The following is a 16,061-nucleotide window of genomic DNA, read 5'->3' as shown; positions in this document are numbered from 1 at the left end:
CTATTGTTCAGAATGTGTGCCTCTATTGGAAAATAATGAGCAGTCGATATTGATTTCTTGCGGTCGCCTGTCAGCCTGGAAGGCTTGTTCTGGCACAATTTTGATTCCACATGTGGCATTGTTATGGACATGACCTGTCGTAACACTGTCGAGCACCAAGGGACTGGCCTTCGACACTCTTTGAAGTCCGGTCTTGGTTTCTCGCTTGTGAAATAGTATTGTCCGGGCACAAGTCCGACTGGCCAGAACGCCGCTTCCGGGAGGTTGACCTTGTCCGAGGAAATCCAGGCTCTGCGCGCGAATTTGTTTGACCACATCATCGAGGCCCGACGCGACAAGGCGGTGGAGCTTCTGACCGGGGAGGGCGCGGCCAAAGGCTTCGGCCATGCCGTGCATGCGATTCTGGAACCCGTGCTGGCGGAGATTGGCGAACGCTGGGCCAGGGACAGGCTGTCCCTGGCCCAGGGCTATGTGGCCGGAAAGGTTGCCGAGGATATCCTGCGCAAAATGGCGGAGTCGACGCCTTTCCCCGCGGGCGAACGCAAGGGCCCGGTGGTCATCGGCAACATCGAGGACGATCACCATGCCCTGGGCCGGAAAATGGTGGCGATCTTCCTCGCCTCGGCCGGCTGGGAGGTGGTGGACCTCGGCAACGACGTTTTGCCGACCCGGTTCGTGGACACGGCCGAGGAATCGGGCGCCCGCATCATCGGCGTCTCGGCCATGATGCTGACCACGGCGGAAAACATCCTTCTCGTGCGCCGGGAATTGGACCGGCGCGGCCTTGGCGGACGGGTGCAACTGGCCGTGGGCGGGGCGGTCATCAACCTGCGGCCCGAGTTGGTGCCACGGGTCGGCGGCGACGGCACGTGCGCGAACGCCATCCAGGCGCCGGCCCTGTTCGATCGCCTCTGGGCCAGAGCGCTCGAGACGGAAAGGGGAGCTTCATGAATTCCCTCGACCGGGTCTTTGCGGCGGTCCGGGGCGAACCCGCGGATCGCCGGGCCTTCTCCCTGGTCCTCAGTCTCTACGGAGCCAAACTCACGGGTTGCAGCCTGTCGGAGTATTACGCCAAGCCGGAGAAATACCTGGCCGGGCAGCAAGCCGTGGTGGACCTCGTGGACCCGGACATCCTCTTTACGCCCTTTGCCCTTCCCCTTGAGGCGAGGGCCTTCGGCTGCGGGCTGCAATACTTCGACACCGCACCGCCAAACGTCATCCGCCCGGCCTGCAAGGGCCTGACAGACCTGGCAGGCCTGCTCGCGCCGGACCCGGCAACAGATCCCGGCCTGCGGTACCTGGTCGAATCCACCCGGCTTTTGTCGCGGGAGTTCGGAGGCAAAAAGCCCATTGCCGCCTTGCTCACCGCGCCCATGGACCTGCCCGCGCTGCTGGTGACCATCGGCGAATGGATCGAGGCCCTCCTTTTCGACCCCGAGGCCAGGGACGGGTTGCTTCGCCGGAGCAGCGACCACTTCGTGGGCCTGGCCACGGCCCTGTTTGAGGCCGGGGCCGATTTCGTGGTCATTCCGGCCATGTTCACCAACCCGCGCTTGTTGACTCCCCAAATGGTACTCGATCAGATCGTGCCTCCCCTTGCCGAGGCCTTCTCGCGCGTCCCCGGCCCCATTGTGTTTCACCACGGAGGCAACCCCTTGGCTTCGCATCTTGGCCTGTTCAGGAAATTGCCGCACGTGGTGGGCTTCGCCCTGGACCACCGGGACAGCTTTGCCGAAGCCCGCGACCTCGTCGGCGAAATCCCGGTGCTCCTGGGGAACCTGAGCGGCCCGCATCTTCCCGGGCTGTCCCCGGAGGAAGCCTACGCGCGGACGTGCGCCATCCTCTCCACCATGGCCGCCGACCCCCGATGCATCTTCTGCACCAGCAGCGCCGACGTGCCCTGGAGCACCCCTCTGGAGACCATCGAAGCCGTGGCCCGGGCCGTGCGGGACACGGGCAAGGCAAAGGCCTGATGCGTATGCCGGCAAAAGAGACCCTGGTCGTGAGTTGCAGTATTTTTCGCAAGGAGATCGCCGGGCTCGGTCCGGCCGTGATGGGGGGCGTCCGGCCGGTATTCCTGGATTCCATGCTGCACATGCGCCCGGCCCTGCTCGACGAGGCGCTCCTCGGGCTGGCCCGGGCCGAGGACCGGCGCCTCTTGCTGGTGTACGGCGACTGCTGCCCGCATATGGGGGAGCTGGCCCGGCGGCCGCACATCAGGAAGGTTCGCGGCGTCAACTGCTGCGACATCCTCCTCGGCCATGACGCCTACCACCGGCTGCGGCGCGAGGGGGTGTTCTTCTTCCTGCCGGAGTGGACCGCGCGCTGGGAACAGGTTTTCCGGGGGGAGCTCGGCCTCAAGGACCAGCCGCTGGCCAGGGAATTCATGCACGAGATGCACACGCGGCTCATGTACCTGGACACGGGCCTGGCCGAGGCGCCACACCGGACCTTGGCGGATATCGAGGCGTTTTTCGACATGCCCGTGGAGATCCGGCCCACGGGCCTCGAGCGGCTCAAGGCGGAAATAGCCGCAGGATTGCAAAGAGCGCACGGGCATGTCTGAGCAAACCCCTGACCACAACGCGTTCGCGCTGCTCTTCGCGGACTTGGTGACGAACATCATGGCCCTGGCCGACTCGCCCGGCCGTTGCTGTCAGTACATTGCCAGCCAGATCCGGGAACTCCTGGCCATTCGCACCGTGGTCGTCATGGAGTGCGCGCATTTCACCGGCGAGGCGACGCACAAGATCCTGGCCGTCCTTCCCGAGCGCCGTCGCGACAGGGCCCTCCTGGCGGCAATGGACCCGCTCGCCGCGCTGAGCCACCAGATGGAAAAGGTCACCTACATCGGTCCGGACAGCCCGCCCGCGTTGCGTGGCGACCTGCTGCCCGCACTGGGGGTGGGGGACTCGGTGGTGGTGCCGCTCCAGCACGGCGGGGCCCGCATTGGCGTCCTGTTCCTGCTCGGCATCATGGACACCCACGGCATAAGCTCCATCATCAGCACCCTGGACCGGCTGGCGCCGATTCTGGCGTTGATCCTGCGCAATGCGCACCTGTATCGGAACCTGGAGCGGGAGGTGGCCAGCCGGACCGAGGAGCTGCGGGCGAGCGAGGAACGTTATCGCGCTCTTTTCTCCTCCGTAAGCGATCCGGTTCTCGTGGCGGACAGAAACACCGGCATCCTGGTCGAATGCAACGAGGCGGCGGAACGGTTTTTCGGACGCGCCCGGGAGGAGCTTGTCGGCAGGCCGCAACGGGAACTGCATCCGATGGAGAGTCCCGGGAGCAACGGCCTGGCCGAGAACTTTCGAAGTTCGGCAACCCCGTCGGGCCCGCAAACCGACGTTCTTCTTCGGGCCGCGGGGGGGAACATACGGATAGCGGAGGTCATGACGAACGCCTTCGACATGCAGGGCCAGGAATTGATGCTGGGGGTGTTTCGCGACGTCACCGAGCGCAAGCAGGCCGAAGAGGCGTTGCAGGCGGCCAAGGAGCAGGCGGAAGCGGCCACGCGCGTCAAGTCCGAATTCCTTGCCAACATGAGCCATGAGATCCGTACCCCGTTAAACGGCATCCTCGGCATCCTGCAACTCCTCGGACACACCCGGCTCGATGCCGAGCAGCGGGAGTATCTGCTCGCGGCCATCCAGTCCTCCCATCGCCTGACGCGCCTGCTCTCCGATATCCTCGACCTGTCCAGGATCGAGGCGGGAAAGCTGGCCCTCCGCGAGGATGCCTTCGAGATCGCGGACCAGCGGGAGGCAACCCTGGGGCTTTTCGGCATGACGGCAAGGGAGAAGGGCCTGGAACTGGATTTTCGCATCGACGGCCGTATGCCGCCACGGCTTGTCGGGGACAAGTCCCGCCTGCAGCAAGTCCTGTTCAATCTGGTCGGCAATGCCATCAAATTTACCGAAAAAGGCCGTGTCCGTGTCGAGGTGGAGCCCATCGGCTGGTGCAAGGGCGTCTTGCGCGTCCTGTTCGTCATTTCCGACACGGGGATCGGCATCGATGACGCCATGCTCCAGGCTGTTTTCGAGCCCTTCACCCAGGCCGAGGTTTCCTACACCCGCAGCTTCCAGGGGGCGGGCCTGGGGCTTTCCATCGTCCGCAAGCTCGTGGGCATCATGGGGGGCGAGCTGACCATCGACAGCACCACCGGAGCAGGAACGACGGTGTATTGCTCCCTTCCCTTCCGTCTGCCCGACGAGCTCCCAAGGCTGGCGAAACAGGCCGCAGAGACGGGTTGCCCCGCTCCTGTCCGGGGGTGGCGCATCCTTTTCGCCGAAGACGACGCGGTGAGCTTGATGGCGGTCAGACGCATGCTCGAAAAGCAGGGATGCCTCGTGGTCACGGCCGCAGACGGGCAGGAGGTCCTCGCCCGCCTGACCGGCCAGGACTTCGACCTGATCCTCATGGATGTGCAGATGCCCGTCCTGGACGGCGTCCTGGCGACCAGGGCGATTCGCCAGGGGCTGGCCGGCGGTGAGAAGCGGGATATTCCGATCATCGCCATGACCGGCTACGCGATGACCGGGGACAGGGAAAAGCTTTTGGCCGCGGGAATGCACGACTATGTTTCAAAGCCGATCGACATGGCCGAGTTGCAGGCGGTCATCGACAGGGTGATGGCTGGAAAGAAACCGGCAACCGGCAGCGAGACCCCAGGATGTGCCCGGCCTTCCTGCTGACCGGCCAAAACCTGGTTCGGGGGCGCCCCGCAGCCGCCCTGGAACACCGGCCGTCAAGCCCACGTGGAACAGCCCGCAGGCCTGTTCCCGGGCCGCATTCCGACCGATATTTCCGATAGTTCGTTCGTTATCCTGCAGGGTTGGCCAAGATGTCGTCCAATCTTCTTCTCCAAAAGATAAAGGGGACAGGCCGAACGCGGCCTGTCCCCTCGAAAATTGGTCGGGGCGAGGTGATTTGAACACCCGGCATCCTGCTCCCAAAGCAGGCGCGCTACCAGTCTGCGCCACGCCCCGACATGAGGCGAAGGTGGTTACTGCAACTTGGCCGCCATGGCAAGCCGGTCCGGACGCTCAGGGCAGGCCGCGCCCGGGAATCGTCCTGCCGCAGGACGGGCAGTGGCCGCCTCTGGTCCGGGCCGCGCGCAGGCCCATGCCCTCCCGCTCGATGACCGTCTCCCCGCAGCCGGGACAGACCGTGGCGTTTCGGTCCCGGCCCGGGACGTTGCCGACGTAGACGAAATGGAGGCCCGCCTCGCGGCCGATGGCGTAGGCCCGGTCCAGCCGGTCGAGCGGGGTTGCCGGCGTGTCCTGCATGGTGAAATCGGGGTGGAAGCGCGAGATGTGCCAGGGGGTGTCCGGCCCAAGCTCCCGGGACACGAAGGCCGCCAGCTCCGCCAGCTCGGCATCCGTGTCGTTGACGCCCGGGATCAGCAGCGTGGTCACCTCGATCCACCAACCGAGCTTTCGCATGTGGACCAGGTTTTTGAGGACCGGCGGCAGCCGGGCCCCGCAGACCCGCTCGTAGAAATCCCGGTTCATGGCCTTGAGGTCGATGTTGGCCGCGTCGATGAGCCCGGAGAGGGCGTCCAGGCACTGGGGGGACTGGAAGCCGTTTGAGACCAGGATGTTTTTAAGGCCCGCCTCCCTGGCCAGCACGGCCGTGTCGCGCATGAGCTCGAAAAAGATCGTGGGCTCGGAATAGGTGTAGGAGATGGAGGCCGCGTGGGACCGCTTGGCCGCCTGGACCAGATCGGCAGGGGTGATCCGCTCGCCCTTGACCTCCCGGCCCTGGCGCGGCGGCTGGGACAGGGAATAGTTCTGGCAGAACGAACAGGACATGTTGCAGCCCATGGTGCCAAAGGAAAAGGTGAGGGTGCCGGGTTCGAAGTGGTAGAGCGGCTTTTTCTCCACCGGATCCAGGTTGGCCGCGGCCACCCGGTCGTAGGCCAGGGTGAAAAGCGAGCCGCCCTGGTTCACGCGCACGCCGCAAAGGCCTCGCGCGCCGTCCTCGATGCGGCAGAAGTGGGCACACAGACGGCACGAGACCCGGCCGTCGGGCAAGGGTTTCCATAACGCAGCCGGATGCATGGCATCCTCCTTGGCGGCGTGCCGCCGCCCGTGCCGGCGGGCGTCGGAAAGACCGCCGCCTTATTGCGGAAGGCCGCGTCCGACCGGGCCTTCCTGGAAATTCGCTCCGGGCCGACCGTCCAAGGACTGATCGGGTGCGGTCAGGCCCTGGCCCGGCGGCCCCTCCCGGGGCGGGAGCTGGCCCGGCGGGCCTGGCTGGACCGGCTGCAACACCTGGCCGGGCTGCTCGCCCACAGGGCGGGGCCGGTCCGGGCGGTTTGCCGGTCCGGCCAGGGGCGGCCTTGGGGGCGCCGGCGGGACTTGTCCGGGCGGTCCCGGTTGACGGCCCGGTTGCTCCGGTTGCCCGGCCGGCTGTCCCGGCCGGCCGGAGCCGCCGCCCATGGGCGTGGCCGGGATGCCGGACACGCCCGGCAGGTTCACCTGGGGATAGACGTAAATGGGGCCGGTCTGGGGCTGCTGTTCGACGCCTTTGGGGCGGGGCCGGATCTCCATGACCGTGTTGCCGTCCTCATCGCGGCCCATGCGCATGTGGTCGACATTGCCCATGTGGATGTCGCGGCGGGGCGGTTCGTCGGCGTCCTCGTCGAAGCTGCCCGGGGGCAGGGTCGGCGGCGGACCGTAGGTGTCCGGCATCGGCCCCGAGCCGCCATCGGCCCGGGCGGGCGGGGCGGCCGGGGACAGGCAGCCCAGGGCCAGGGCCAGGACGGCCGCGGCCAGACGCCCGGCCTTGGACGGGCGCAACGGCGTGGCCGGGTTCCCTTGAACTTGGGGCGTAAAAAAACTAGGATGCACTGTTTTCATGTCGCAGACCCCGCAAGGAGCTTCCCATGGCCGACAGATCGGCAGCCTACAAGGCCGCCGGCGTTGACATAGACGCCGGCAATTCCCTGGTTTCGCGCATCAAGTCCATCGTGGCCGGCACCTACGGCAAGGGTGTCGTTTCCGATATCGGCGGCTTTGGCGGGCTTTTCAAGCTCGACTCCGGCGCCTACACGGAACCGGTCCTGGTCTCCTCCACCGATGGCGTGGGCACCAAACTCAAGCTCGCCCATGACTTCGCCCGGCACGATACCATCGGTATTGACCTTGTGGCCATGTGTGTCAACGATATTCTGGTCCAGGGCGCCAAGCCGCTTTTCTTCCTCGACTATTTCGCCACGGGCAAGCTTTCGGTCGATCTGGCCGCCACGGTCGTCTCGGGCATCGCCGACGGCTGCAAGGAGGCCGGCTGTGCGCTTTTAGGCGGGGAAACCGCCGAGATGCCGGGCTTTTATCCCGATGGCATGTACGATCTGGCCGGGTTTAGCGTCGGCATCGTGGACAACGCCAAGATCATCGACGGGTCGAGCATCGGCGTCGGCGACGCGGTGATCGGCATCGAGGCCTCGGGACCGCACTCCAACGGCTATTCGCTCATCCGCAAGATCCTGGCCGAATCCGGCCTCGGACCCGACGACCCCATTCCCCATGCCGACAAGACCGTGGCCGAGGCCCTCCTGGCCCCCACCCGCATCTACGTCAAGACCGTGCTGAACCTGCTGCGCGACTTCGACATCAAGGGCATGGTCCACATCACCGGCGGCGGATTCTACGACAACGTCAACCGCATCCTGCCCAAGGGCGTGGCCGCCCACATCCGGTTCGGCTCCTGGGAAGTGCCACAGGTTTTCGAGTGGCTGAAAACGGAAGGCCGGCTGACTTGGCCGGAGATGCTGCAGATTTTCAACTGCGGCATCGGCTTCATGCTGGTGGTGGCCCCGGAGATCGCCGGGGACGTGGTCCAGCGCCTGAAAGCCCTGCACGAATACGCCCGCGTCATCGGCCAGATCGAGATCCGCAAGGACGGAGCCGAGCAGGTGGAAGTGACCTTTCCGGCCGAGCGGCCGTAGAAGAACCGGAGCTCTGCCCCGGCCCCCCGCCGGGACGCCGTCCCGGACCCTGCCGGGGCGCCGCCCCGGACCCTGCCAGGGCGCTGCCCTGGACCCGCCGGGGGGAATGATTCCCCCCGGTCCCCCCCGTCCGCTGGGTTTGGAAAAATGAAAGCGGGTTGGCGATCGTGTCGCCAGCCCGCTTTCTTGTCGTGAAATGGCTTGAAGGGTTGCCGGTTCGGCTTGCCGGCGCAGGATGTCCCGGCCCGTCGGTCGTCTGGTCAGTGGGGCATCCGACAGACGGGCCCGCCTTTGTGGGGATTCCAAAGGGCCAAGTCCTTTGGCCGCCGGAGGCTTTCCCCCGCCTTCCCCTGGTCGTCGCTTCCCTAAGCGTCACCGGCCTCTGTTTCCAGATACGGGTTGAAGTAGCCGAAGCGGAGCCAGGGGCAGGCTTTCTTGAGGCGCTTGCGGAAGTTTTTGAACCCCATGGAGGCCAGCCGGGCCGGGTCGGCCAGGGCGCCGCTTTTCCTGGCCACGGACAGGTAGAGCTCGGGGTCGAGGTTCAGGTTGCGTAGTTGGACGAAATCGACCTTGTGCTCGGTTACGAGGTCGGTCAGCGCCGCAAGCTCGGCCTCGGTGTCGGACACGCCCGGGAAAAAAAGGAAGTTGAGCGAGATGAAAAGCCCGGCGGACCGCGCCCGCCCGATGCTTTGGCTCACGTCGGCGAAGCCGTAGCCCTTGGGTCGGTAATAGGCCTCGTAGAGGGCCGGGTCGGCGCTGGAGAGACTCACGCGGATGGAGGACCCGCCGGCGGCGGCAAAGGCTTCCACCGCGTCCGGCAGGCTGGCGTTGGTGTTGATGTTGATGGTCCCCCGGCCGCCGTCCTTGCGAAACCGGGCCACGGCCTCGCAGATGACCCGGGCTTCGGTCAGGGGCTCGCCCTCGCAGCCCTGGCCGAAGGAATAGATGGGCCGGCGCTCGTGGCGGCCGTGTTCGGCCATGACTTCCACGATTTCCTGGGCTGTCGGCTGGAAGGCGATCCGGTTCTGGGTCGAGGGGAAGCCCGAGTCCGGGTCCTGGAGGGACAGGCAGCCCACGCATCGGGCGTTGCAGACCCGGGAGGTGGGGAGCGGCGCCTCGAAACGCCCCAGGGCCAGGTTTCGGGCCGCCGGGCAGCACGAGGTCAGGGCGCAGCCGGAAAGGTGCGCAATGAGCCTGTTTTTGGGGTATTTGGCCCGCAGGGCCCGGGCGCCCTTGACGATCCGGTCCTGGGCTATCCCGGTGAAGACCTGCCGCCGGTCCTCGTCCACCTTGGCGGCGGCAACGAAGAAGCGGTCTCCGGAGAAGCCGACCGCGCCGTAGGCGAAAAGGGGCAGCACGGGCGCGCCGGGCCGTGTCGCGTAGGCGGCCGTGGCGGCCAGCGTGTGGCCGGGCGAGAGGAAGGCGGCTACGGCCCGCTCCTCCAGGCGCTCGACCTCGCCGGCCTCGGGATCGAAGCCCAGGGCGTCGCGGCCGGGCAGGAGAAAGAGCTCGCTTTCCGGGGGCAGGGGAATGATCTCGTCCGGGCGCGGCGGTTCCAGCCGGTCGCCCCGGCGGACCAGCATTTCGAGTTCCGGGTGGTCGTAGATGTTGCCGTCGTCGTCGGCGAACACCAGCATGGGGCGGGGTTTGTGCTCGGCCATGGAAGCCTCCTTGGGGCGGCCGGGGGAGGCCGCCCGGCAACGACAAAAGGCGGAACCGCATACGCGGTTCCGCCTCGAATGGTCTTGTAATCGCCGCGCGGATTAACGCTTCGAGTACTGGAACCGGGCGCGGGCGCCGCGCTGGCCAGGCTTCTTGCGTTCCTTTTCGCGGGGGTCGCGGGTGAGCAGGCCGGCCTTCTTGAGGACGCCGCGAAGCTCGGGGTCAAGGGCGAGCAGGGCCCGGGAGATGCCGTGGCGCACGGCCTCGGCCTGGCCGGTCATGCCGCCGCCGGCGACATTGACCTTCACGTCCACGCGGCCGTCGAGCTTGACCAGCAGCAGGGCCTGGCGCACGACGGCGACCAGGGTGGGCCGGGGGAAATATTCCTCGAAGGGCCGGTCGTTGACCAGGATGCGGCCGTTGCCCTTGTACAGACGGGTGCGGGCCACGGCGGACTTGCGGCGTCCGGTGCCGTAGTAAAATTCGTCGCTCATAACTTTTCTCCGCGTGGCGGGTTACACGTCCAGGGTTTCGGGCTTCTGGGCCTCGTGGGGATGGGCCTCGCCGGCATAGACCTTGAGCTTTTTCAGCATGGCCCGGCCGAGGCGGTTTTTGGGCAGCATGCCCCGCACGGCCTTGCGGATGACGTCTTCCGGCTTTTTGACCAGCATGTCGCGCAGCGAGGTTTCCTTCAGGCCGCCGATCCACCCGGAGTGGCGATAGTATTTTTTCTGGTCCAGCTTGCGGCCGGTGGTCTTGACCTTGGCGGCATTGACCACGACGATGAAATCGCCGGTGTCCAGGTGCTGGCAGAATTCGGCCTTGTGCTTGCCCCGCAGGCGAACGGCCACGGCGGTGGCCAAACGGCCGAGGATCTTGTCCGAGGCGTCGACCACGAACCAGTTGTGGGTAATATCTTTGGGCGTCGGGCTAAACGTTTTCATGGCGGCTCCTCTGAGTTGCTCGAAAGACGAATCGTGTAAGCGGACGAGGGGCGATTGTCAACACCCTTTTTGGCCCGGCCGGCCCGCCAAAGGGTGTGGCCGGGGCCGGCCGGTTGCCCTCGGACGCCCGCCGGGCTAGGCTGGCCGGAGCGATTTCCCAAGGAGCCTGCATGGTCAGCGTCCGCAAGAGCCTTTTGCAACTTTTGTTCGCCGGCTCGTTCATGAAGCGGTGGAACGACAAACACCGCAGCATGGATCTGGTCGAGATCGACAAGCAGGCCCACAAGATGATGGTGGCCTGGATGCTCTACGAACTCAACAGCCGCCACCTGTCCGAACCGGACCGTCTGGCCCTTGGCCTCGAAATCGTCGAGGGCGGACTCTTCGAATACCTCTACCGGCTGGTCATCACCGACATCAAGCCGCCGGTCTTCTACCAGATCAAGGCCAACCCGGACCATTACGGGCGGTTGACCGCCTGGGTCTTCGACCAGCTCGAACCCCGGGTCCGGGACCTGGGGGACGATTTCGGCCAGCGCCTGCGGGAGTATCTGGCCGTGCCCGAAGGGACCACTCCGGCCCGGCGCATCCTGGACGCCGCCCACCTCTACGCCAGCGGCTGGGAATATTCGCTTATAAAGCGCGACAATCCCTGGGACGACGAACTCCTCGAGATCGAGTCGTCCTTTCGCGACGGCCTGGCCCGGTTTTCCGATCTCGCGGGGGTGGCCGATCTGGCGGCCGGGCTTTTCGAGGGCAAAAAAACGGCCCTTGGCCACTTCGGCCGGTTGCTCGGCCAGTTGCGGTTCCAGACCCGCTGGTCCCAGACTCCGCGCATTCCCGAGACCTCGGTCCTTGGCCACATGTTCCTGGTCGCGGCCTACGCCTATTTCTTCAGCCTGGCCGTGGACGCCTGCCCGGCCCGGCGGCTCAACAACTTTTTCGCCGGCCTGGTGCACGACATGCCCGAGCTTCTGACCCGGGACATCATCTCCCCGGTCAAGCAGTCCGTGGCCGAGCTTGGCGGCATGATCAAGGAGTACGAGAACGCGGAGATGACCCGCCGGGTGTTTTCGGTGTTGACCGAGGGCGGCTACGCCGGCCTGTCCGACCGGCTGGCCTATTTCCTCGGCATCGAGATCGGTTCGGAGTTTTACGAGTGCATCCGCGACGAGGAGGGGCGGGCGGTGCGGATCACGCCCGAGGACCTGAGCGAGCGGTGCAACCTGGATAGTTTCGACCCCAAGGACGGGCAACTGCTGAAGGTCTGCGACTCCCTGGCCGCCTTCATCGAGGCCTACACCGCCCTTCGAAACGGCATCACCTCGGACCAGCTCCAGCGGGCCGTCTGGCGATTGCGGACCCAGTACGCGGCGGTGGTCCTTTTCGGCCGGGTGCACGTGGGGGCGCTTTTGGCGGATTTCGATTGAGGGCCGTCTCCGGAGCCGCCAGGCCGGGCCCCGGGGCTTCCCAAGCCGCGCCAAACATGGTTAACCTGCCGACGCACCACACCATCGGAGAAAAACCATGATCCGCAAACGGGCCTTCGACGCCATGCGCACCGACCTCCTGACCGTCGATGCCGGGGACACCCTGGACACCGTGTCCGAAAAGCTGGCGCGGCACCTCGAGAAAAGCCCGGACATGGACGCGGTGGCAGTCATGCGCCTGGGCCGGTTCTACGGCATCGTCAGCCTGCGCACGCTTCTTGGGGACTTAAACGACTGCGCCCTGGACGCCAGCCTGCGCACCAGCCTTGGCGACGACGACTTCGAAAGCACCTACCGCGAGGCCACGCGCCACTGCATGGCCCGAAAGGCCTCCGAGGCCGCCCGCCGCGACATCCCCCGCGTCGCCCCTGCCGATCCCCTGCACCTGGTCCTTGACGCCATGATCAAGGCCGACAGCCGTTTCGCCGTGGTCCTCGAGGGCGAACGGGTGCTCGGGCTCGTGCCGCTTGGCGAGATCTTCCGGGAAATGCGCCGCCAGCACGACGCGCTTTAGGCCGTTTCGAAACGCCCGGTCCGGATTCGCGGGAAAAAGGAAAGCGGGGCCGGCCGGTTGCGGCGGAGTCCCGCGGGCTGGACCGCGCCGGCCTGCCGGCGGACGGAAGGGAAACCGGCCGACGCCTATTTGGCCAGGACCCCGAGCAGCCGCTTGACCCAATCGGCTGGATAGCGCCGGTTGTCGTCCAGCAGTTTCTTGGCCGCGGCGAGCGGTTCCATGGCCGGCGCGTAGAGCCGCTTGGTGATCATGGCGCAGTAGGAATCCACCACCCCGGCCAGGAGCCCGGTCTCGGAAATCGAGCCCATGCCGAGCTTTTGCGGATAGCCCGAGCCGTCCAGGCGTTCGTGGTGCTCGGACACCGAACGCTCCATCTCCGGAAATTTGATGTCCAGGCGGGCCAGCATCTCGTACCCGGCCATGGTGTGGCCCCGGACCTTCTGCATTTCCTCGGGCAAAAGGGGCTTGGTCTTGTCGCGGATCATGCCCGGCACCCGGGTCATGCCGAGGTCGTGCAGAAAGAGGCCGAGGATGGTCCGGTCGAGGAGGGTGCGGGCGTTTCTGGACTCGCGGAAGGTTTCGGACTGGCCCGCCAGAAAGAGGAAAAGGCCGAGCAGCCCGCAGTTGACCGCGTGGTTGGCCAGGGTGTGGTTGGGGTGCATGCGCCGGGCCAGGGCCTTGGCCCGGTGGAAATCCTCCCACACGTACTGCGTGAGCACCAGCACGTCCTCGCGCACCTTGTCGTAGACCAGACGCACGGGCTGGTCGAAAAAGGCTTCCATGCGCCTGGTCAGGGCGATCTGGAAGATGTCCGCGATCTCGGCCTCGGTCAGATGCTTGTCCAGAAGCACCAGGTCGAGCTGGTAGCTGATGTGCTTGACGTAGACGGGGTGGTCCTCGCGGGAGACGAAGATGACGCCCGCGGCCACGAGGTCGGCCAGTTCCTGGGTCTGCTCCTTGGAGAGCCGCTCGCCGACCTTATAATACGGCGTGATGCGGCTGACCTCTTCCAGAAAGCGGTAGATATTGAGCGGCGGTCGGAACTTGCTGAAGCTCTGGAGGATGTCCGGGTTGATCTGGTAGTATTCCTCCTCCAGCCCCGCCGGAACATCGAGTGTCGGCCTGTCGCGCATGCTGCCCTTCCATGGGTCGTGGACTGTCGCCGGACGTCGGACCTTTTCCAGGCCGTCCGGATCGACAGGCGGGTTTTCGTGAGGACTTTTGTTCCTTTACGGGCTGGGGACCGTTCTGGCAAGGCTTGGGTCCCGGGCTGCGGTTTTCTCGTCGTTTTTCATGGTCTTGCCGCCCTGTCCCGGGATTTTTCCCCCATCGGCCCAATCCCACTTCCGATATCGAAAACCCCTTCTTTTTCGAACCATTCTCCCACTTTATCCTGGAAACGGCCCCTCAGGCCAGCCGGCTTTTTAAGGGCGGGTGGTTTCTTCTTGACACCCCCCAACGATTGGTGGAGAGAATGTGGGAAATGGTGGTAAGAAGTGGTGACTCCGTTGTGAGGTATTGTGTTCAGAGGGCATTCCAATCGCAGCCTGGACCCCAAGGGCCGGCTGATGCTGCCACCGGAATATCGGGAGGAGGTCCTGCGCCTCGTTCCGGAAGGGCGGCTTATGCTCACGAACAACTTTGACGGCGCCATCACCGGCTACCCCATGCCCGCCTGGGAGGCCGTGGAGGCCAGTTTCCAGGCCGGCAACAAGCTGGATCCGAGAATCCGCGACATCGAGCGCTTCTACATTTCGGGCGCCATGGAAGTTGCCCTGGATAAGCAGGGGCGGATTCTCATTCCGCCCTATCTGCGGAGCTTCGCCGGACTGGACAAGGACCTCGTGTTGGCCGGGGTGGGCGAGAAGTTCGAAATCTGGAATCAGGCGAAGTTCGAGGAACGCCGGCGCCAGGTGGGCCTGCGGTTCGATGCCGACCTGGCCGCCTTGGCCGAGTCGGGCGTAACGCTGCGGCTGTAAGAGGGACATGTGGATTTCGTTCCCTCGCATATCCCGGTGCTTCTGCGTGAAGTGGTCGAGTTTCTGGCCATACGGCCGGGGATGCGAATTTTGGACGCCACGGCGGGGCTTGGCGGGCATATCAAGGGGATGCTCGAAGCGGCCGGGGGAGAGGCTTCGGTGCTCGGCCTCGACAGGGACAGGGAGGCCCTGTCGGAGGCCGGGCGGCGACTGGAAGCCTACGGCGACCGGGTGCGGCTCGTGCGCACCCGATACAGCCGGTTCCCGGCGGCCCTGGCCGAGGCGGGGTGGGAGACGGTCGATGCTGCGCTGTTGGACGCGGGGATGTCCTCTTTGCAGCTCGACGACCCGGAGCGCGGCTTCGGGTTTTTGACCGACGGCCCCCTGGACATGCGCATGGGGGTCGAAGACGGCGGGGAGAGCGCCGAGGGTCTGGTCAACCTGGCGTCCTTCGCAAGGCTTCGGGAGATCATCCGGGAGTACGGGGAAGATCCGCAGGCCGGGCGCATCGCCCGGGCCATCGTGGCGGAACGGGAGACGGCCCCCATCACCACCACCCGGCGTCTGGCCGAGGTGGTGGCGGCGGCCTACCCGGCCAAGTGGCGGGCCATGGCCCGCCAGCACCCGGCCACCCGGACGTTCCAGGCCTTGCGAATGGCGGTCAATGACGAGCTGGGGGAGCTGGAGGAGTTTTTGCGGGCCATTCCCGGTCACATCGCCCCTGGCGGGCGCGTGGCCGTCATCTCCTTCCATTCCCTCGAGGACAGGCTGGTCAAGCGGGCCTTTCGGCTCGAAGCCACGGACTGCCTGTGCCCGCGCGAACAGATCGTGTGCGTGTGCGGGCACAGGGCCAGGTTCCGCATTCTGACCAAAAAGCCTGTCATGGCCGGCGAGGAAGAGGTCGCGGCCAATTCCAGGGCCAGGAGCGCCAAGCTGCGGGTGGCACAGCGGGTTGCGGCGGCGGACGTCGTGGTCGCCGGGGAGTAGGGGAGATGAGCACGCTTTCGAGGGAATGGGGCATATCCATGGCCTTTAGCATCGCGTTGCTGCTGGTCTTCGGCCTGGGGCTCGTCTGGCTCAATATCGAACGTGTGGACCTCGCCTACGAACTCAACAAGATGCAGCGCCAGATCGACGACGTGGAGACCCTGTCCGCCAAGCTCGAAGTGGAGCGCAACACCCTCATCACGCCGTCCCGGCTTCGCGAAGTGGCCAAGGAGTACAACCTCGGTCCGGCCCGGCCCGGCCAGATCCGGCGCGTCACGGCCACGGGCGAGGTCGAGGCCTCGCCGCTCGTGACCATGGCCGAGGACCCCAAGGCCAAGGCCAAGGCGCCGGCCGACCCCGCCGCCCCGGCCAAAGTCAAATCCCGACAGAAGGCCGGGACCAAACCCTAGCGTCGCGCGTAAGAAATATGGCCCTGTTTTTTAATGAAAGTATAATCATTCAAGTGCGTTGCCTCCGAAATTCGCCTGCGCGGATTTCGAAGGCGCGGCGCTAGGAAGCGCGGGAACCGGG

At 65.8% G+C, this 16,061-nt stretch carries 16 protein-coding genes and 1 tRNA gene; 10 read left to right on the top strand and 7 right to left on the bottom strand.

Features of this window, described 5'->3' with window-relative positions; all coding sequences use genetic code 11:
- Positions 1–270: 270 nt before the first annotated feature.
- The 4 genes from DFW101_RS07725 to DFW101_RS18655 are packed head-to-tail and all read left to right on the top strand — an operon-like array spanning position 271 to position 4,697.
- Positions 271–951: a cobalamin B12-binding domain-containing protein gene (locus DFW101_RS07725; RefSeq protein ID WP_009180951.1), complete on the top strand. Its 681-nt coding sequence runs from the start codon at positions 271–273 to the stop codon at positions 949–951.
- Positions 948–1,973, top strand: a complete 1,026-nt coding sequence (locus tag DFW101_RS07720; RefSeq protein WP_009180950.1) for a uroporphyrinogen decarboxylase family protein — start codon at positions 948–950, stop codon at positions 1,971–1,973. The genes DFW101_RS07725 and DFW101_RS07720 overlap by 4 nt, the downstream gene beginning before the upstream one ends.
- 29 nt (positions 1,974–2,002) lie before the next feature.
- Positions 2,003–2,566: a DUF1638 domain-containing protein gene (locus DFW101_RS07715; RefSeq protein ID WP_157137628.1), complete on the top strand. Its 564-nt coding sequence runs from the start codon at positions 2,003–2,005 to the stop codon at positions 2,564–2,566.
- Positions 2,559–4,697, top strand: coding sequence for a hybrid sensor histidine kinase/response regulator (locus DFW101_RS18655; protein WP_009180948.1), 2,139 nt, complete (start codon positions 2,559–2,561; stop codon positions 4,695–4,697). The genes DFW101_RS07715 and DFW101_RS18655 overlap by 8 nt, the downstream gene beginning before the upstream one ends.
- 217 nt (positions 4,698–4,914) lie before the next feature.
- On the opposite strand, the gene DFW101_RS07705 is transcribed toward DFW101_RS18655, so the two are convergent.
- The 3 genes from DFW101_RS07705 to DFW101_RS07695 form a co-directional block, all read right to left on the bottom strand.
- Positions 4,915–4,991 (bottom strand) — tRNA-Pro (locus DFW101_RS07705).
- 57 nt (positions 4,992–5,048) lie between these two features.
- Positions 5,049–6,065 carry an AmmeMemoRadiSam system radical SAM enzyme gene (gene amrS / locus DFW101_RS07700; protein ID WP_009180947.1) on the bottom strand — a complete coding sequence of 339 codons (1,017 nt, stop codon included), beginning with the start codon at positions 6,063–6,065 and terminating at the stop codon, positions 5,049–5,051.
- A gap of 60 nt (positions 6,066–6,125) precedes the next feature.
- The gene (locus DFW101_RS07695) at positions 6,126–6,866 is read right to left on the bottom strand and encodes a hypothetical protein (protein WP_043642761.1); all 741 of its coding nucleotides are present in this window, start codon (positions 6,864–6,866) and stop codon (positions 6,126–6,128) included.
- 26 nt (positions 6,867–6,892) lie between these two features.
- Here DFW101_RS07695 and purM point away from each other — a divergent pair, with 26 nt between their 5' ends.
- Positions 6,893–7,954 (top strand): phosphoribosylformylglycinamidine cyclo-ligase, encoded by a 1,062-nt coding sequence (gene purM / locus DFW101_RS07690; protein ID WP_009180945.1) that lies wholly within the window; start codon positions 6,893–6,895, stop codon positions 7,952–7,954.
- 365 nt (positions 7,955–8,319) lie between these two features.
- Here purM and DFW101_RS07685 read toward each other — a convergent pair whose 3' ends face one another.
- The 3 genes from DFW101_RS07685 to rplM all read right to left on the bottom strand — a co-directional run bounded on the left by DFW101_RS07685 (position 8,320) and on the right by rplM (position 10,560).
- Complete coding sequence (locus DFW101_RS07685) at positions 8,320–9,615, bottom strand: radical SAM family protein (protein ID WP_009180944.1); 1,296 nt, start codon at positions 9,613–9,615, stop codon at positions 8,320–8,322.
- A gap of 102 nt (positions 9,616–9,717) precedes the next feature.
- A complete protein-coding gene (gene rpsI, locus DFW101_RS07680; RefSeq protein ID WP_009180943.1) occupies positions 9,718–10,110 on the bottom strand; it encodes a 30S ribosomal protein S9 in 393 nt (130 codons plus the stop codon).
- A 21-nt stretch (positions 10,111–10,131) separates the two neighbouring features.
- Positions 10,132–10,560 (bottom strand): 50S ribosomal protein L13, encoded by a 429-nt coding sequence (rplM, locus tag DFW101_RS07675; RefSeq protein ID WP_009109918.1) that lies wholly within the window; start codon positions 10,558–10,560, stop codon positions 10,132–10,134.
- A 170-nt stretch (positions 10,561–10,730) separates the two neighbouring features.
- Here rplM and DFW101_RS07670 point away from each other — a divergent pair, with 170 nt between their 5' ends.
- Entirely contained in the window at positions 10,731–11,990 is a 1,260-nt protein-coding gene (locus DFW101_RS07670) for an HD domain-containing protein (RefSeq protein ID WP_009180942.1), read from the top strand.
- Positions 11,991–12,087: 97 nt separating this feature from the next.
- Positions 12,088–12,564 carry a CBS domain-containing protein gene (locus DFW101_RS07665; RefSeq protein WP_009180941.1) on the top strand — a complete coding sequence of 159 codons (477 nt, stop codon included), beginning with the start codon at positions 12,088–12,090 and terminating at the stop codon, positions 12,562–12,564.
- 125 nt (positions 12,565–12,689) lie between these two features.
- Here DFW101_RS07665 and DFW101_RS07660 read toward each other — a convergent pair whose 3' ends face one another.
- Positions 12,690–13,697 carry an HD-GYP domain-containing protein gene (locus DFW101_RS07660; RefSeq protein ID WP_009180940.1) on the bottom strand — a complete coding sequence of 336 codons (1,008 nt, stop codon included), beginning with the start codon at positions 13,695–13,697 and terminating at the stop codon, positions 12,690–12,692.
- Positions 13,698–14,132: 435 nt separating this feature from the next.
- On the opposite strand from DFW101_RS07660, the gene DFW101_RS07655 reads away from it, so the two are divergent.
- The 3 genes from DFW101_RS07655 to DFW101_RS07645 are packed head-to-tail and all read left to right on the top strand — an operon-like array spanning position 14,133 to position 15,940.
- Positions 14,133–14,543 carry a division/cell wall cluster transcriptional repressor MraZ gene (locus DFW101_RS07655; RefSeq protein WP_232286185.1) on the top strand — a complete coding sequence of 137 codons (411 nt, stop codon included), beginning with the start codon at positions 14,133–14,135 and terminating at the stop codon, positions 14,541–14,543.
- Positions 14,544–14,552: 9 nt separating this feature from the next.
- Positions 14,553–15,530, top strand: a complete 978-nt coding sequence (gene rsmH / locus DFW101_RS07650) for a 16S rRNA (cytosine(1402)-N(4))-methyltransferase RsmH (RefSeq protein ID WP_009180938.1) — start codon at positions 14,553–14,555, stop codon at positions 15,528–15,530.
- A 5-nt stretch (positions 15,531–15,535) separates the two neighbouring features.
- A complete protein-coding gene (locus DFW101_RS07645; protein WP_009180937.1) occupies positions 15,536–15,940 on the top strand; it encodes an FtsB/FtsL family cell division protein in 405 nt (134 codons plus the stop codon).
- Positions 15,941–16,061 lie beyond the last annotated feature (121 nt).

This window comes from Solidesulfovibrio carbinoliphilus subsp. oakridgensis (genome assembly GCF_000177215.2).
GTDB lineage: Bacteria > Desulfobacterota > Desulfovibrionia > Desulfovibrionales > Desulfovibrionaceae > Solidesulfovibrio > Solidesulfovibrio carbinoliphilus.
This window is presented reverse-complemented; position numbering and strand designations above follow the sequence as displayed.

Coding starts and splice junctions, on each gene's coding strand:
- DFW101_RS07720 (WP_009180950.1), top strand. CDS start 948: ATGAATTCCCTCGACCGGGTCTTTGCGGCGGTCCGGGGCGAACCCGCG.
- purM (WP_009180945.1), top strand. CDS start 6,893: ATGGCCGACAGATCGGCAGCCTACAAGGCCGCCGGCGTTGACATAGAC.
- amrS (WP_009180947.1), bottom strand. CDS start 6,065: ATGCATCCGGCTGCGTTATGGAAACCCTTGCCCGACGGCCGGGTCTCG.
- DFW101_RS07645 (WP_009180937.1), top strand. CDS start 15,536: ATGAGCACGCTTTCGAGGGAATGGGGCATATCCATGGCCTTTAGCATC.
- DFW101_RS07685 (WP_009180944.1), bottom strand. CDS start 9,615: ATGGCCGAGCACAAACCCCGCCCCATGCTGGTGTTCGCCGACGACGAC.
- rplM (WP_009109918.1), bottom strand. CDS start 10,560: ATGAAAACGTTTAGCCCGACGCCCAAAGATATTACCCACAACTGGTTC.
- DFW101_RS07660 (WP_009180940.1), bottom strand. CDS start 13,697: ATGCGCGACAGGCCGACACTCGATGTTCCGGCGGGGCTGGAGGAGGAA.
- DFW101_RS07665 (WP_009180941.1), top strand. CDS start 12,088: ATGATCCGCAAACGGGCCTTCGACGCCATGCGCACCGACCTCCTGACC.
- DFW101_RS07695 (WP_043642761.1), bottom strand. CDS start 6,866: ATGAAAACAGTGCATCCTAGTTTTTTTACGCCCCAAGTTCAAGGGAAC.
- DFW101_RS07670 (WP_009180942.1), top strand. CDS start 10,731: ATGGTCAGCGTCCGCAAGAGCCTTTTGCAACTTTTGTTCGCCGGCTCG.
- rpsI (WP_009180943.1), bottom strand. CDS start 10,110: ATGAGCGACGAATTTTACTACGGCACCGGACGCCGCAAGTCCGCCGTG.
- DFW101_RS07655 (WP_232286185.1), top strand. CDS start 14,133: ATGCTGCCACCGGAATATCGGGAGGAGGTCCTGCGCCTCGTTCCGGAA.
- DFW101_RS18655 (WP_009180948.1), top strand. CDS start 2,559: ATGTCTGAGCAAACCCCTGACCACAACGCGTTCGCGCTGCTCTTCGCG.